Raw genomic sequence first — 15,481 nt, forward strand, 5'->3', positions numbered from 1 at the left:
GTCTCTTACCTCTTCTCGTCCAAGGCCAGGTCGACCAGTGCTTCCAGATCCAGGTCGGTCAGTTCGTCCACGCCCGCGTCCGTGTCCGCGTCCGCCGCGGGCGTGCCGTCGTCCGCCGGGTGCGGGGTGTCAGCGCAGGCCAGGACCAGGTCCAGGAGGCCGGCGGCGCGCAGGCTGTCGACCGACACGTTCCGCAGCGCTTCCCGGATCCGCGCGTCCTCGTCCCCGCCCGCGGCCGTGCCGGTGTCCGCGGCCGGGCGCAGCAGGCCGTGCAGGTGCTCGCTCAGCTCGCGCGGGGTCGGGTAGCTGAAGACGAGGGTGGTCGGCAGGCGCAGGCCGGTCGAGGAGGCCAGGCGGTTGCACAGTTCGACCGAGGTCAGCGAGTCGAATCCGAGCTGGGTGAAGGCCTGGTCGACGTTGACAGCGGCGCCGGAGGGGTGTCCGAGCACGACGGCGACCTGGTCGCGGACCCAGTCCAGGACGGCGGCCTGAGCCTCGTCGGCGGGCAGGGCGGCCAGCCTGGCGGCCAGGCCCTGGGAGCCGCCGTCCCCGGCGGTGTTCGCCCGGTCGCGGCGCGGGCGGCCTCCGTCGGCGAGTTCGCGCAGCAGCGGCGGCACGTCGCCGCCGGTCCTGCCCCGCAGCGCGGCGACGTCCACCCGGGCCGGCACGAGGACCGGCTTGTCGAGGGCGCACGCGGCGTCGAACAGGGCCAGTGCGTCGGGGGTCGGCATCGGGGCGATGCCCATCCGGCGCAGGCGGGAGAGGTCGGCCTGGTCCAGGTCCCCGGTCATGCCGCTGCTCTGCTCCCACCAGCCCCAGCACAGTGAGGCACCGGGCAGGCCGGACGCCCTGCGCCGCGCCGCCAGACCGTCCAGGAAGGCGTTGGCTGCGGCGTAGTTGGCCTGTCCGGCGGTGCCGAGGGTGCCGGCGAGGGCGGAGAACTGGACGAACGCCGACAGGGGGTGATCCTGGGTCAGTTCGTGCAGGTTGAGCGCGCCGCGGGCCTTGGCGGCCAGGACGTGGTCGAGGCTCTCGGCGGTCAGCGACTCCACGGTGCCGTCGGCCAGGGTGCCGGCCGCGTGGACGACGGCCGTCAGCGGGTGGCGGGGCGGCATGTCCGCGAGCAGGCCGGCCACGGCGGCCCGGTCCGCGACGTCGCAGGCCACGACGCGGACGGTGGCGCCCGCGCCCTCCAGGTCCGCGACCAGTTCGGTGACGCCGTCGGCCGCCGTGCCCCGGCGACTGGCCAGGACGAGGCTGCGTACGCCGCGTTCGGCGACGAGGTGCCGCGCCACGACCGAACCGACGCCGCCGGTTCCGCCGGTGACCAGCACGGTGCCGCCGCCGAGGGTGTCGCCGATCTCCAGGACCAGCTTGCCGACGTGCCGGCCCTGGCTCATCTCGCGGAACGTGGCGCGCGCGTCGCGGATGTGCCGGACGGCGATCGGGCTCAGCCGCACCCGTCCGTCGGCGAACAGGGCCATGACCTCCTGGAACATGGCGTGGATGGTGTCCGGGCCGGACGCGTAGAGGTCGAAGGCCCGGTACGCGACTCGGGGGTGGTCGGCCGCCACCCGCTGGGGGTCGCGGATGTCGGTCTTGCCCATCTCCAGGAACGTGCCGCCGCCGGGCAGCAGGGTCAGGGAGGCGTCGACGAACTCGTGCGCGAGGGAGTTGAGGACGACGTCCACGCCGCGCCCGCCGGTGGAGTCCAGGAACTTCCCGGCGAACTCCAGGTCGCGCGAGGACGCCAGGTGCGCGTCGTCGATGCCCAGGGCGCGCAGGGCGGGCCACTTGGCCGGGCTGGCGGTGGCGTAGACCTCGGCGCCGACGTGCCGGGCGAGCTGGACGGCGGCCATGCCGACGCCGCCGGCCGCGGCGTGGACGAGGATCCGCTGTCCCTTCTTCAGCTCGGTGGCGCGGAAGAGCGCGTAGTAGGCGGTGAGGAAGGTGCACGGCACGGACGCGGCCTCGGCGTAGCTCCAGCCGTCGGGGACGGGGACGAGCATGCGGTGGTCGGCGACGGCCACGGGCCCGAAGGCACCGGAGAAGATGCCGGTCACCCGGTCGCCCGGCGCGAAGCCGGTCACGTCGTCGGCGACTTCGAGGACGACTCCGGCGCCCTCGCTGCCGAGCCCGGCGTCGATGGCCGTCCGGTCGATCAGGCCCAGGGCGATGGTGACGTCGCGGAAGTTGAGCCCGGCGGCGTGCACGGCGATGCGGACCTGCCCGCCGGTCAGGGGCTCGTCCACCTCGGGGCAGGGCACCCAGGTCAGGTTCTCCAGGGTTCCCTTGTTCGGGATGCCGAGGCGGTGGGTGCCGTCGGCCGGCGGCTCGATGCGGTGGTCCGCGGGCGCGGCCGGCGCGAGGCGGGGGACGAGGGCCGTGCCGTCGCGCAGGGCGAGCTGGTCCTCGGGGAGGGCGAGGGCGTCCGCGAGGCGGGAGCGGGAGGTCTCCTCGTCGTCGATGTCCAGCAGCCGGAACCTGCCGGGGTGCTCGGTCTGGGCGGAACGGACCAGGCCCCACACGGACGCGCCGGGCAGGCTCTCGACGCTCTCGCCCGTGCTGGTGTCCTGGGCCAGGCGGGTGAGGACGACCAGGGTGGAGTCGGCGAGCGGTTCCTCGGCGAGGAAGCGCTGGAGGAGGGCGAGGACGTGTTTGTCGGCGTCCGCGACCACGGTGAGCGGATCGGGGCCGTCGGTGACGATGTCGTCCAGGCACAGGACGAGGTGCCCGGGCGCCTGCCCCGTCAGGACCTCGTCGAGGGATTCGTGGAGGGTGACGCGTTCGTCGCCGGCCGCGGCGAGGCGGGCGGCCTGTCCGTCCTTCGCGCCGAGTACGCCCCACGGCCCGCGCCGGGTCTCGCCCTCGCCCTGCCGGGCGGGCCGCCAGTGCGGTTCGTACAGCGACCGCTGCTGTCCGCCGTGCGCCGCGTGCACCTGCTCGGCGCTGGCGGGGCGGAACGTCAGCGCCTCGACGTGCGCGACGCGGCGGCCGCGCTCGTCGGTGAGCGTCAGGGACACGACGCCCTCGGCGGCGGCGTGGAGCCGGACGCGTACGGTCGCGCCGCACGCGCCGGGCGCGTGGACGCCGGACCACGCGAAGGGCATCCAGCCCTGTCCGCCGGTCACCGGGACGGCTCCGCCGGCCACGGCCGCGTGCAGGACGGTGTCCATCAGCGCCGGGTGCAGGGTGAACCCGGCGCCGGCCGCCTCGGCGCTCTCGGGCAGGGTGGCGAGGGCGAACAGGTCGTCGCCGCGGCGCCAGACCTCGCGCAGCCCGCGGAACGCCGGGCCGTAGTCGAAGCCGGCGTCGGTGAAGGAGTCGTAGAGGTCCTCGATGCCGACCCGCTCCGCCCCGGCCGGGGGCCAGGCGGCGAGCGCGGGTCCCTCCTCGGCCCCGGCGGCCGGCGTGTCCGGTGACAGGGTGCCCGCCGCGTGGCGGGTCCAGCCGCCCTGTGTCGGGCCGTCCTCGCCGGGACGCGCGTACACCTCCAGGGAGCGGCGGCCGGTCTCGTCCGCCGCGCCGACGACGACCCGTACGCGCACGTCGCCGGTGTCGGGCAGGATCAGGGGTACGGCCAGGGTCAGTTCCTCGACCGTGCCGCACCCGACGTGCTCGCCCGCCGACAGCGCCAGGTCCAGGTAGGCGGTGGCCGGGACGACGACCGCGCCGAACACGGCGTGGTCGGCGATCCAGTCGTGGGTCCGCAGGGACCACAGGTCGGTGAAGACCGCCTCGTCGGTGCCGGGGTGCTCCACCACGGCGCTCAGGAGGGGGTGGCCGGGGGCCGACAGACCGGCCGAGGTGACGTCCGCGGAGCGCTGTCCGGCGAGGAAGTCCATCCAGTACCGCTGCCGCTGGAACGCGTACGTCGGGAGGTCGACCGGCGGGCGCGGCCCGAACAGGGCGGTCCAGTCCACCGGCACGCCCCGCACGTGGAGCGCGGCGAGCGCGCCGGTCAGCGCGTCGGCCGCCCCGCGGCCCTTGCGCGACGTGGAGAGGACCACCGCGTCGTCGACGCCCTGGCCGGCGAAGGCGTCCTTGAGGAGGCCGGCGAGCGTGGAGCCCGGACCGACCTCGACGAAGACGTCCGCTCCCGCCTCGCGGGCCCGCTCCACCGCGTCGTGGAAGCGCACGGGCTCACGCACGTGCCGCACCCAGTGCTCGACGGACGTCAGCTCCTCGAGCGTGGCCTCGCGGCCCAGGCGCGTCGACACGATCGGGACCGACGGCTCGCCGTCGGCGGGCAGCGCGCCGAGGGTCTGGGCGAACTCGTCCATGACCGAATCCATGAGCGGGGAGTGGAAGGCGTGGTCGACCGGGAGCAGCTTCGCGGACCTGCCGTCGGCGACGAGCCGGTCGCGCAGGTCGTGGACCTCGTCGCGCAGGCCCGCGAGCACCACCGACTCGGGTCCGTTGACGACGGCGAGACCGACCCGGGTGTACGGGGCGAGCAGCGTCTCGGCCTCGGCGAGCGGGGCGCGTACGGCGAGCATGGCGCCGGGCTCGGTGACGGCCTGCATGACGCGTCCGCGGGCGGCGACGAGCCGGGTCGCGGTGTCGAGGTCGAGGACTCCGGAGACGTGGGCGGCGGCGATCTCGCCGACGGAGTGGCCGATCAGGCGGTCGGGGCGCGGGGTGTACCGGGTGAGGAGCCGGTACAGGGCGACCTGGAGAGCGAACAGCGCCGGCTGCATGACGTCGGTGCGTCCGCGTCCCTCGGGCTCGTCGGCGAGGAGCAGGGGCTTCAGGGCGAAGGGGAGGTGGGCGTCGAAGTGCCGGCAGACCTCGTCGAAGGTCCGCGCGAAGACGGGGAAGGTGTCGTACAGCTCCCGCGCGACACCGGTCCACTGGGCGCCCTGGCCCGGGAACAGGAAGACGCGCTCGCCGGGTTCACCGGCCTCGCCCCGTATGACGGCGGGGGATTCGTCGCCGTCGCCGAGCGCCGTGAGGGCGTTCAGCAGGTCGTCGCGGTCACGGCCCACGGCCACCGCGCGGTGCTCGAACGACGTCCGGGTCGTCACCAGGGACGCGCCGATGCCGGCGAGGTCCGCGTCGGGGTCGGCGGCGACGAACGCGCGCAGCTTGTCCGCCTGCGCGCGCAGCGCCTGCGGCGAGCGCGCGGACAGCACCCACGGCACGGGGCCGCCGGTGGCGGCCGGCGCGGGGTCGGCGGTGGCGGCTGAGTCGGTGGTGGCGGTGGTCGCGGCCGGCTGCCCGGTCTCGGCGGTGGCGGCGGCCGGTTCGGGCTCGGGGGCCTCTTCGAGGATGAGGTGGGCGTTGGTGCCACTGGCCCCGAAGCTGGAGACGCCGGCCCGGCGCGGGCGGCCGGGTGTACCGGGCCACTCCCTGGCCTCGGTCAGCAGTTCCACCGCGCCGGCCGTCCAGTCCACGTGGGTGGAGGGGCGGTCCACGTGCAGCGTGCGGGGCAGGACTCCGTGCCGCATCGCCATGATCATCTTGATGATGCCGCCGACGCCCGCGGCGGCCTGCGTGTGCCCGATGTTCGACTTCAGCGAGCCCAGCCACAGCGGCTTGTCCGGCTCGCGGTCCTGCCCGTAGGTGGCCAGCAGCGCCTGCGCCTCGATGGGGTCGCCGAGCGTCGTACCGGTGCCGTGGGCCTCCACCGCGTCCACGTCGGCCGCCTGGATCCGGGCGTTGGCGAGGGCGGCCCGGATGACGCGCTGCTGGGCCGGTCCGTTCGGCGCGGTCAGGCCGTTGGACGCGCCGTCCTGGTTGACGGCCGAGCCGCGGATGACGGCCCAGATCCGGCGCCCGTTGCGCCGCGCGTCCGACAGGCGCTCCAGGACCAGCATGCCGACGCCCTCGGCGAAGCCGGTGCCGTCGGCCGCGTCGGCGAACGCCTTGCAGCGTCCGTCGGCGGACAGGCCCCGCTGCCGCGAGAACTCCCGGAACACCTGCGGCATGCCCACGACGGTGACACCGCCGGCCAGGGCCAGGCCGCATTCGCCCTGCCGCAGCGACTGCACCGCCTGGTGCACCGCGACCAGCGACGACGAGCACGCGGTGTCCGTGGACACGGCCGGGCCCTCCAGACCCAGCGTGTACGACACCCGGCCCGAGGCCACGCTCAGCAGGGAACCGGTCTGCGCGTAGCCCGAGATGGCCTCGGGGGTGGTGAAGTGGTTGCCGTAGCCGAAGTAGGCGAGGCCGGCGAACACGCCGGTGTCGCTGCCGCGCAGCTTCTCCGGATCGATGCCGGCCCGCTCCAGGGACTCCCACGAGGTCTCCAGGAGCAGCCGCTGCTGCGGGTCGGCGGCCAGCGCCTCGCGCGGGTTGATGCCGAAGAAGTCGGCGTCGAAGTCACCCGCGTCGTGGAGGAAGCCGCCCGAGCGCGCATAGCAGCTGCCCGGCCGGTCGGGGTCCGGGTCGTACAGGTTCTCCAGGTCCCAGTGGCGGTCGTCGGGGAAGTCCGACATGGCGTCCGCGCCCGTCCGCACCAGCTCCCACAGCGCCTCGGGGGACGCGGCGCCGCCCGGGAAGCGGCAGGCGACGCCCACGACGGCGATGGGTTCGGCGGCGGCGTCGGTCACCTCCTGGAGGCGCTTGCGCGTTTCGAGCAGCTCGATCGATGTCCGCTTCAGGTACTCGAGAACATCGGCGTTGTTGTCGTTGGTCATCGTTCTCCCCTAGCCGAGCTCTTGGTCCAGCAGCGCGAGAAGCTCTCCCGCCGATGCCGAGGTGATCTGGTCGGCGATGCCGGCCGGTGCCGCGGCGCTCGCCATCGAACGGACCCGTCCCTGCAACTCGCCGAGCAGTGTGGAGATGGCCGCCTGGTCCGCCCCTTCCAGGTCGAGGAACGCGTCCTCCAGGCGGGCGCCCAGTCCTTCGATCTCCTTGACCAGGAGTCCGGCCGGTGATGCCGGGGCGGCCGCCGGTTCGGGGGCGAGGCTCTCGCTCAGGAACCGTGCGAGGGCGCTCGGGTTCGGGTGGTCGAAGACGAGGGTGGTGGGCAGTTTCAGGCCGGTCACCGACACCAGCTTGTTGCGCAGTTCCAGCGCGGTGAGCGAGTCGATGCCCAGTCGCTTGAACGCGGCGGTGGGGCTGATCCGTCCGGTGTCGGGGTGGCCGAGGACGAGGGCGGTCTGCTCCCGGACGGCGGTGAGCAGCGCTGCCTGGGCCTCGTGGGGCGGCAGGGACGCCAGCCGCTGGGCGAGTGGGCCGGCGGCGGCGTTCGGGTCCGCCGGGCCGTCGGGTCCGCCGGGCGCGCCGGACAGGCCGCGCAGGAGCGGTGACGCCGCGTCGGGCGCCGGGAGGCTCAGCCGGGCGGGCACGAGCACCGGTTCGTCCAGGGTGAGCGCCGCGTCGAAGAGGGCCAGTCCCTCCTGCGAGGACAGCGGCAGTACGCCCTGGCGTCGCAGGCGCACGAGGTCCGTGTCGACGAGGTCGGCGACCATCTCGCTGCGTTCGGCCCAGAAGCCCCAGCACAGCGCGGTGGCCGCGAGTCCGGTGGCGCGGCGGGTCTCGGCGAGGCCGTTGAGGAAGGCGTTGGCCGCCGCGTAGTTGGCCTGTCCGGCCGTGCCGAGCATGCTCGCGACGGAGGAGAACAGCACGAACGCGGACAGGTCGAGGTGCGCGGTCAGCTCGTGCAGATGCCAGGCGCCGCGCACCTTCGGCGCGAGGACCACGTTCACTCGGTCCTCGGTGAGCGTCTGGACGACGCCGTCGTCGAGTACGCCCGCGCAGTGGATCACCGCGGTGAGCGGGTGCTCGGCCGGTGCGGAGGCGATCAGCGCGGCGACGGAGTCCCGGCTGGTGACGTCGCAGGCGACGACGTCGACGTGGGCGCCCGCGTCGGTGAGTTCCTCCCGCAGCGCCGCCGCCTCCGGGGCCGCCGGTCCGCGCCTGCTGGTGAGCAGCAGCCGGTGCACGCCGTGCCGCGCGACGAGGTGCCGGGCCAGCTTGGCGCCCAGGCCGCCGGTGCCGCCGGTGATCAGGACCGTGCCGGTGCCGAGCGCGGACGACGTGCCGTCGGCGGCGTCGTGGCCCGGGGCGGTGTCGGGGGCCGGGGCGGTGTCGGGGGCGTGGACCAGGTGCGGGACGCTGACCTGGCCGTCGCGGATCTTGAGCTGGGCCTCACCGGTGTCGGCCGCGGCCGCCACGCGGGCCAGGGAGGCGGGCAGGCCGTCGGTGTCCACGAGGGTGAAGCGGCCGGGGTTCTCGGTCTGCGCGGTGCGCACGAACCCCCAGACGGCGGCCGCCGCCGGGTCGGTGCGGGGGTGCCGGCCGTCGTGGACCGCGTCCCGTGTCACGACGACCAGGCGCGCGTCGGAGAACCGGTCCTCGGTGAGCCACTCCCGCGTCCAGCGCAGCATGCGGTGGAGGATGCGCTCGACGGCGGCGGGCGTGTCGTCGCCGTCCGCGCCGGCCCCGTCGAGGGCGGCGATGACGACGGAGGGTATCTCCCCGTCGGACGCGGCGAGTTCCGCGAGGTCGGTGAAGACCGCCGTGTCCCGTCCCAGAGCAGCGGTGACCGTGTCGGGCTCCCCGAGGGGAGCGCCCGGGGTGCCCTCGCCCAGCACCGCGTACGGGCCGCCGTCTCCCCCGTCCCCGCCGGACGGGACCGGGACGGGGACCCAGTCCAGCCGGAACAGGGAGTCCTGGTGGTCGAAGCCCAGCTCGGTCAGCTGCGCGACGTCGGCGGGCGCCAGGCTCAGTGACGCGATGCCGCCGACCGGGGTGCCGTTGTGGTCGGCGAGGGTGAGGGACAGGGCGTTCTCCCCGGCGGGCGCGAGGCGGACGCGCAGCGCGGCCGGCCCGGTGGAGCCGACGCGCAGACCCGTGCAGCGGTGCGGCAGCCAGCCCTCGGGCCGGTCGCCGTCGACGATCGGCCCGAGGCCGAGCGGGAGCAGCGCGGCGTGGAGCAGGGCCGGGTGGATCCGGAACGCGCCGCGGTCGGCGCCGTCGGACGTGGGCAGTTCCACCTCCGCGTACAGGACGTCGTCGCGGCGCCACACCTGCTTGAGGCCGCGCAGCAGGGGCCCGTGGGCGAATCCGAGGGCGGACAGCCTGGCGTACTCGTCCTCGACGGGGACGCCGACCGCGCCCGTGGGAGGCCACGCGACGAGGCTCTCCTCCTCGCCGGTGTCCGCGCCGCCGGTTCCGGCGACGCCGACGGCGTTGCGCGTCCATCCGGCGTCGCCCTCGCCGCGCGAGTGCACGCTGATCGTCCGCCGGGCGTCGACGACGACGCGGATCTCGCGGTCGGCCGTCCGGGACAGCACCAGCGGGGTCTCCAGGGTCAGTTCGTCGACGGTGTCGCAGCCCGCCTTGTGCGCCGCCCACACCGCCAGCTCCGCCAGCACCGCCGCCGGTACCAGGACGGCGCCGTGGACCACGTGGTCGGCGAGCCAGGGGTGGCGCTCCGGCGACAGGCGCCCGCTGGCCACGATCCCGCCGTGCTCCGCGTCGTCGGGCAGGTCGATCACGGCGTCGAGCAGCGGGTGGTCCGACGTGCCGGCGGCGGTGGTCTCGGCGGGTGCGTTCATCCAGTAGCGCTGCCGCTGGAAGGCGTACGTGGGCAGGTCGACGAACCGGCCGCCGGTGCCCGGGAAGGCCGCCTCCCACGACACCGCGACGCCCGCCGTGAAGGCCTGCGCCGCCGAGCGGTGGAAGCGGGCGAGGCCGCCCTCGGTGCGGCGCAGGGTGCCCGTGACGACGGCCTCGGCGCCCGCGCTGTCCAGGGTCTGCTCCACACCGATGGTCAGGACGGGGTGGGGGGACGCCTCGACGAAGCACCCGAAGCCCTGTGCGGCCAGGGACCTGACCGCCTCCTCGAAGCGGACGGTGCGGCGCAGGTTGGTGTACCAGTACTCGGCGTCCAGCGTCGTCGTGTCCAGCCAGTCGGCCGTCACCGTGGAGAAGAACGGCACCTTCGCCGGGCGCGGCTGCAGTCCGGTCAGCACGCGCCCCAGTTCCTCGTGGATCGCTTCCACGTGCGCCGAGTGCGAGGCGTAGTCCACCGGGACCTTGCGGGCCCGGACGTCGTCCTTCTCGCAGGCGGCGAGCAGCGCGTCGAGTTCGGCGACGTCGCCCGAGACCACCACGGACGAGGGTCCGTTGACCGTCGCGATCGACAGGCCGTCCGTGAGGCGCTCCGCGACCTCCTGGGCGGGCAGCGCGACCGACACCATGCCGCCGCGTCCCGACAGCGCCAGGATCGCCTTCGACCGCAGCGCCACCACCTTCGCGGCGTCCTCGATGGGCAGGGCGCCGGCGACACAGGCGGCGGCGATCTCCCCTTGCGAGTGGCCGACGACGGCCTCGGGCTCCACGCCGTAGGAGCGCCACAGCTCGGCCAGCGACACCATCACCGCCCACAGCGCGGGCTGGACGACGTCGACGCGCTTGAGTGCCTCGGCGTCGCCGAGCACGTCGGGCAGGGACCAGTCCACGTACGGTGCCAGCGCGTCGGCGCACTCCCGCATCCGCCGGGCGAACACCGGGGAGGACCCCCACAGTTCGCGCCCCATGCCGGCCCACTGCGAGCCCTGGCCGGGGAAGACGAACACGGTACGGCCGACCGGACCGGCGAGCGCGGAGACCGCGCCGTTCTCGTCGCCGGCGGCGACGGCGGACAGGGTGGCGAGCAGGTCGTCCCGGCCGGTGCCGAGCACGACCTGGCGGTGCTCGAACAGCGAGCGGGTCGTCACCAGCGAACGCCCCACGTCGGCCGCCGACAGCGACGGGTCGGCGGCGACGAGGTCCCGCAGCCGCGCCGCCTGTGCGCGCAGCGCCGGCTCCGAGCGCGCCGACAGCACCCACGGCACCGGGCCGGCGGCGCCGGCGGGCTCCTGCTCGGCGGGCTCGGGGGCCTGCTCCAGGATGAGGTGGGCGTTGGTGCCGCTGATGCCGAAGCTGGAGACGCCGGCCCGGCGGGGGCGCTCCGGTGTGCCGGGCCACTGCCTGGCCTCGGTCAGCAGCTCGACCGCGCCGGCCGACCAGTCCACGTGCGACGACGGACGGTCCACGTGCAGCGTGCGGGGCAGGACCCCGTGCCGCATCGCCATGATCATCTTGATGATGCCGCCGACACCCGCGGCGGCCTGCGTGTGCCCGACGTTCGACTTCAGCGAGCCCAGCCACAGCGGCTTGCCCGCGTCCCGGTCCTGCCCATAGGTGGCCAGCAGCGCCTCGGCCTCCATGGGGTCGCCCAGCCTCGTGCCGGTGCCGTGGGCCTCCACCACGTCCACGTCGGCCCCCTGGAGCCCGGCATCGGCCAGGGCCGCCCGGATCACCCGGCGCTGCGCCAGTTCGTTCGGCGCGGTCAGGCCGTTGGACGCGCCGTCCTGGTTGACGGCCGAGCCGCGGATGACCGCCAGGATCCGGCGTCCGTTGCGACGGGCGTCCGACAGGCGCTCCAGGACCAGCATCCCGGCGCCCTCGGCGAAGCCGGTGCCGTCCGCCGCGTCGGCGAACGCCCGGCACCGTCCGTCGGCCGACAGGCCCCGCTGCCGGCCCAGCTCCACGAGCAGACCCGGCGTGGACAGCGTCGACACCCCGCCGGCCAGCGCCAGCGTGCACTCCCCGGACCGCAGGGACCGCATGGCCTGGTGGACGGCGACCAGCGACGACGAGCACGCGGTGTCGGTGGACACCGCCGGGCCGTGCAGACCCAGCGTGTACGCCACCCGGCCCGAGGCCACGCTGGTGTACGTGCCGGTGGCCGCGAAGCCCTCCACCTCGCCGCCCGCCCCGCCGCCCGTGCGGGGGCCGTAGTCGACGCCGTAGAGCCCGGTGAACACCCCGGTGGCCGAACCCCGCAGCGCGGCCGGGTCGATGCCCGCCCGCTCCAGGGCCTCCCACGACGTCTCCAGCACCAGCCGCTGCTGCGGGTCCATCGCCAGCGCCTCGCGCGGGCTGATGCCGAAGAACGGCGCGTCGAACTCCGGCAGGTCGTGCAGGAACCCGCCCGAGCGGGTGTACGTCGTCCCGGGCGTCTCCGGGTCCGGGGAGTACAGCGCCTCCAGGTCCCACCCGCGGTCCGACGGGAAGTCGCCGATGGCGTCCACCTCGCCGGACACGACCGACCAGAGCCCTTCGGGGGTCGTCGCCCCACCGGGGAAGCGGCACCCCACGCCCACGACCGCGATGGGCTCGCGAGCGGACTCCTCCAGCTCGCGGACCCGCTCCCGCAGCTGCTGCGCGTCGCCTACGGCGCGTCGCAGGTAGGAACGGAGCTTGTCGACGTCCTCCACCAGGGCCTCCCCCAAGGGTGATTCAGGGCGATTCAGGGTGATGCAGAAGAACAGGTGCGGTTACACGTATCCGCGGTCGATCAATGCGTACAGATCGTCGTCGGGTGCCTCAGACGCATCACGCACCTCCGGCGCCTCAAGGGTCTCGGGAACCTCGGGCAGCACCTCGGATGTCCCAGGCGCCTCAGGCGTCTCGGGCTCCTCCGGTGCGAGGAGGGCGAAGACTCGGGCGGCGAGCGCGCGCGGGCTGGGATAGGTGAACGCGACGGTGGCCGGGAGGCGCACCCCGGTCACCGCGGTGAGCCGGTTGCGCAGTCCCACGGCCGACGAGGAGTCGAAGCCCAGGTCCTTGAAGGTCTCGGCCGACCGCGCCACCAGAGCGGGGCCCGTCACGTCCGGGTCCTTCACGCTCAGCAGGGCCGCCGTCTCGGCGCACACCAGGTCGAGGACCGAGGACTCCGTGTCCAGGCGGGCCGTCCCGGCGCGCGTGCCCGGTCCGCCGGTCCGCGCGGCGGGGTCCGGGTGCGTGACGCCGGGTGCGGTCAGCCAGTACCGCCGGCGCTGGAACGGGTAGGTCGGCAGGCCGATCCGGCGCGGCCGGTGCCCGGCGAACACCGGCTCCCAGTCCACCGGCACCCCGCGCACGTGCAGTTCGGCCAGCGACGCGAGGATGTTGCCGGCGCTCCCGTCGTCCCGGTGCAGGGTGCTGGCGACGACCGGCGGGTCGGCCAGCGCGTCGGCGGTCTCCTCCATCGCCACCCGGAGCACGGGGTGCGGGCTGACCTCCACGTACACGCCGCCGCGCTCGCGCATCAGGTGCTCGACGACCTCGCCGAACCGCACCGTCGAGCGCAGGTTGTCGTACCAGTACGAGCCGCCGAGCAGGCGGGTGTCGAGCCGTTCCGCGGTGACCGTGGAGTGGAACTCCACCGCCGTCCGTCGCGGTGTGACACCCGAGGTGGCCTCCAGCACCTGGTCGCGGATGCGTTCGACCTGGTGGGAGTGGGACGCGTAGGCGACCTTGAGCCGGCGCACCCGGACGCCGTCGGCCGCCGCCGACGCGGCGAACGCGTCCAGCGCTTCGAGGTCCCCGGAGACCACCACGGAGGCCGGTCCGTTGACCGTGGCGACCGAGAGCCGCCCGGGCCACTGCCGCAGCCGATCCTCGACCCGGTCGAGGGGCTCGGCCACCGCGCTCATCCCGCCCTGGCCGGCCAGTGCGGCCAGGGCCCGGCTGCGCAGGGCGACGACCCGCGCCGCGTCCTCCAGGCCGAGCGCGCCCGACGCGCACGCCGCGGCGATCTCTCCCTGTGAGTGGCCCACCACCGCGTCGGGGACCACGCCCAGCGACTCCCAGACCCGGGCCAGGGACACCATCATCGCGAACAGCGCCGGCTGCACCACGGTGTCGCCGCCGTCCAGCGACGGCGCCGTGTCCGCGCCGGTGATCAGGTCCAGGAGGGACCAGTCCAGCCATGGCTGAAGGGCCCGCGCGCAGGCGTCGATCGAGCGCGCGAAGACGTCCGACTCGGCGTACAGCCGCCGGCCCATGCCGAGCCACTGCGAGCCCTGGCCGGGGAACACGAAGACGACCGGGCCGGTCCGCGCCGTGGCCGTCCCGCGCACCGCGCGTGCCGGCTCCTCGCCCGCCGCCAGTGCTCCGAGGCCGGTCAGCGCCTCGTCACGGCTCCCGCCCAGCAGCACCGCCCGGTGCTCGAACGTCGACCGTGCCGACACCAGCGCGTGCCCCACGTCGGCCGTCGACAGGGACGCGTCGGCGGCGACGAGGTCCCGCAGCCGCGCCGCCTGTTCCCGCAGCGCCGGCTCCGAGCGCGCCGACAGCACCCACGGCACCACGCCGGGTACGCCGGTCAGGGCCGGGTCCTCGTCCGTGGCGGGGGATTCGTCCCGCGCCGGCGTCCCGGGGGCCTGTTCGAGGATGACGTGCGCGTTGGTGCCGCCCATGCCGATCGACGTCACGCCCGCCCGCCGGGGCCGCTCAGGCGTGCCCGGCCAGGGCCGCGCGGCCCGGACCACCTCGAAGTACTCGTCGAAGTCGGGGACGGCCGGGTTCGGGGACCGGAAGTTCACCTGCGGGACCAGCTGGGCGCGGTCCAGGCAGAGCGCGGTCTTCACGAAGCCGGTGATGCCGGCGGCCGGCTCCAGGTGCCCGACGTTCGCCTTCACCGAGCCGACCGTCAGGGGGCGGTCGCGGCCGGTCTCCCGGAACACCTCGCGCAGTCCGGCGAGTTCCGCCGGGTCGCCGAGCCGGGTGCCGGTGCCGTGGGCCTCGACGTAGTCGACGCCGTCGAAGGGGACCGCCGAGCGCGTCAGCGCGGACAGTACGGCGGTCGCCTGCCCGGCGGGGCTGGGGTCGGGCATCCGGGAGGAGGCGCCGCCGCTGCCGACGCCCCAGCCGCGCACCACCGCGTAGACGTGGTCGCCGTCGGCCGCGGCGAGGTCGAGCCGCTTCAGCAGGACGAACGCCCCGCCCTCGCCGCGGACGAAGCCGCCCGCCCGTTCGTCGAAGGGGAAGCAGTCACCGGCCGGCGACAGGGCGCCCAGGTTGGCGAGGCCGAGGCCCGCCTCCGGGTCGGCGATGAGGTGTACGCCGCCCGCGAGCGCCATGTCGACGGCGCCGCCGCGGATCCGGTCGCAGGCCAGGGCGAGCGAGACGAGGGAGGAGGACTGGCCGGAGTCGGCGCACAGGCTCATGCCGCGGACGTCGAAGAGGTTCGAGATGCGGTTGGCGATCAGCGCGCCGGCCGAGCCGAGCGCGGCGTAGTGGTCGTCCTGGTCGCTGCCGGACAGCTTGCGCAGCAGGTCGTACCCGGAGGGGGCGGCGCCGACCACGACGTCGATGGCGCGGCCCGCGAGCGTGGCCGCCGGGAGCCCGGCGTCCTCGACGGCCTCCCAGGCGAGTTCCAGGCCCAGCCGCTGCACGGGGTCCATCGCGGCGGCCTCCCCGGGAGGCGTGCCGAAGAACTCCGCGTCGAACCCGTCGATCGCCTCCAGGAACGATCCCGCGTTCACCGTGTCGGCGTCCGGGTGGGGCGGGGACGTGCGGCGGATGTCGGCCGTCCGGTGCGCGGGGAAGCGGCCGACGGTCGAGCGCCCGTCGAGCAGCAGGCGCCAGAAGGCGTCCAGGTCGTGCACCCCGGGGAAGCGGCACGACATCCCGATGACAGCGATATCGGCGGCTGCGCCACTCATGTGAAGTCCTTCCGGTTCCCTCGGCGTACGGCTCTCACGGGCTGCAC

Annotated in this window: 2 protein-coding genes and 1 pseudogene; all 3 read right to left on the reverse strand. The window is 75.1% G+C overall.

The window, feature by feature from the left end:
* Positions 1 to 5: 5 nt before the first annotated feature.
* Positions 6 to 6,644, reverse strand: a complete 6,639-nt coding sequence (locus ACWZEH_RS34750; RefSeq protein ID WP_456200328.1) for a type I polyketide synthase — start codon at positions 6,642 to 6,644, stop codon at positions 6 to 8.
* A gap of 9 nt (positions 6,645 to 6,653) precedes the next feature.
* A pseudogene (locus ACWZEH_RS34755) lies at positions 6,654 to 12,191 on the reverse strand (type I polyketide synthase); the annotation flags it as partial.
* A 90-nt stretch (positions 12,192 to 12,281) separates the two neighbouring features.
* Complete coding sequence (locus ACWZEH_RS34760; RefSeq protein ID WP_456200329.1) at positions 12,282 to 15,434, reverse strand: type I polyketide synthase; 3,153 nt, start codon at positions 15,432 to 15,434, stop codon at positions 12,282 to 12,284.
* Positions 15,435 to 15,481: the final 47 nt, after the last annotated feature.

The sequence above is a fragment of the Streptomyces yamdrokensis genome, from assembly GCF_053890455.1.